We start from the raw sequence: 1836 nt of genomic DNA, 5'->3' as shown, positions 1-1836 counted from the left end.
CAAGGCAGACCCCGCCGGACGCGCGGGAGGCGTTGGGCGGGCTTCGCTGCCGTCCCGCATCCGCTCGGGGATTTCCGGGTTTTGGTCGACTCTCGAGGGAAGCGGTAAATCGAGCGGCGGGTCAACCTACTACTTGATTCTTGGTGCTTCGCTTGCGCTGACGGCCATCGGGATCATCATGGTCCTGTCGGCGTCGAGCGTCGAAGCGATTGCGGCCGGCGAATCCCCATACTCCATCGCCACTAAGCAAGGCATGTTCGCCGCTATCGGCATCGTCGCGATGCTGGTGCTTTCGAGGGTCAATGTCCTGTGGCTCAAGCGATTCGCGTGGCCCTCGATCATTCTTGCCGGCGCCTTGCTGGTGCTGGTTCTGGTCATCGGCAAACGTGTGCTGGGCAACCAGAACTGGATCGAGATCGGCGGCTTCACCTTCCAGCCATCGGAGTTCGCCAAGTTCGCGCTGGTGCTCTGGATGGCCACGGTTCTTTCCGTCAAAGCAAAACTTCTGGACAAGTGGACGCACGCGCTGATCCCGGTCGTTCCGGTCTCCGGCGCCATCATCACCTTGATTGTCCTCGGACATGACCTCGGAACCTCCCTGGTGGTCATGCTCATCATGCTGCCGGATTGTTTTTCGGCGGCGTCAACTTGAGGCTCTTCGCTGCGGCCGGCGGAGTTGCCGCAGCTGCCGCCCTGATCCTGGCGTTCACGAGTGGAAACCGGATGTGCCGGATCACCTCATGGATGGGGCAGAGCTGCGCGGGGGCGAGCGACATCGGCTTCCAGAGCGAACAGGGGCTCAGCGCCCTTGCTTCGGGAGGTTGGCTTGGTGTCGGACTCGGCCAGAGCCGGCAAAAATACCAGTGGATTCCCGAAGCCCACAACGACTTCATCTTCGCTGTCATCGGGGAAGAACTCGGGCTTGTGGGGACGATCGTGGTCCTGGTGCTTTTTGCCTTGCTCGCGGTTGCGATCTACCGGGTCGTCAGCCACCAGGAAGACTTGTTCGCCCGGGTGCTCGGCGGCTCGATCATGGCGTGGATGCTTGGACAGGCTGCGATCAACATGGCCATGGTGGCAGGGTTGCTCCCCGTGATCGGCGTTCCTCTGCCTTTCATTTCCTATGGCGGTTCAGCGTTGGTGATGTCGCTATGTGGCGTGGGCGTAGTGTTGTCTTTGGCCCGCGCCCAAATGGCTCCTGCCAGCCGTTCCAAGCCGCGCTGGCGATTTGCGAAAACTGCACGAAAGCGTACATAGCACTCCATGAATTCCCAGCCCAAGCCCCTCTCCGTGGTCCTCGCCGGCGGCGGGACCGCCGGACACATCAGCCCCCTGCTTGCCATCGCCGACGCCATCAAGTCGCTGCGGCCGGACGCGAAGATCCTTGCCGTCGGCACGCCCAACGGCATGGAAACGCGCCTCGTGCCGGCCGCCGGCTACGAGCTGGCCACGATTGACCGGGTTCCCTTTCCCCGCAAGCCTTCCGCGGATCTGCTCAAACTGCCCGGCAGGCTCGCGGCGGCCGTCAAGCAAGCCGGTCGCATCCTGGACGACGCACAGGCCGACGTCCTCCTCGGCGTCGGCGGCTATGTCTGCACTCCCATGTACCTCGCGGCCTGGCGTCGCAGGATCCCCATCGTCATCCACGAGGCCAACACGCGCGCAGGGCTTGCCAACCGGGTAGGAGCCATGTTCACCAAGCACGTGGGCGTGGCCTTCCCGGAAACCCGGCTACGGCACGCCCGCCATGTCGGGATGCCCATGCGCAAGGCCATCGCCGGTTTGGACCGGGCGGCCTGGCGCGCGGATGCCCGGCAGTCGCTTGGCCTGGACGCC

Annotated in this window: 3 protein-coding genes; all 3 read left to right on the top strand. The window is 64.0% G+C overall.

Annotation, left to right across the window (positions count from 1 at the left end):
• A partial coding sequence (locus tag AHiyo1_RS28295) for an FtsW/RodA/SpoVE family cell cycle protein (protein ID WP_445286230.1) occupies positions 1-652 on the top strand: 652 nt, incomplete at its 5' end.
• Positions 649-1257 carry an FtsW/RodA/SpoVE family cell cycle protein gene (locus tag AHiyo1_RS28290; RefSeq protein ID WP_445286229.1) on the top strand — a complete coding sequence of 203 codons (609 nt, stop codon included), beginning with the start codon at positions 649-651 and terminating at the stop codon, positions 1255-1257. The genes AHiyo1_RS28295 and AHiyo1_RS28290, both read left to right, overlap by 4 nt.
• 6 nt (positions 1258-1263) lie before the next feature.
• Positions 1264-1836 (top strand): UDP-N-acetylglucosamine--N-acetylmuramyl-(pentapeptide) pyrophosphoryl-undecaprenol N-acetylglucosamine transferase (locus AHiyo1_RS15400; RefSeq protein WP_172465606.1); only part of this gene is annotated, 573 nt, incomplete at its 3' end.

Source organism: Arthrobacter sp. Hiyo1, from assembly GCF_001263615.2.
Lineage (GTDB): Bacteria > Actinomycetota > Actinomycetes > Actinomycetales > Micrococcaceae > Arthrobacter.
The sequence above is the reverse complement of the archived record's forward strand: the minus strand, read 5'-3'. Positions and strand labels throughout refer to the sequence as shown.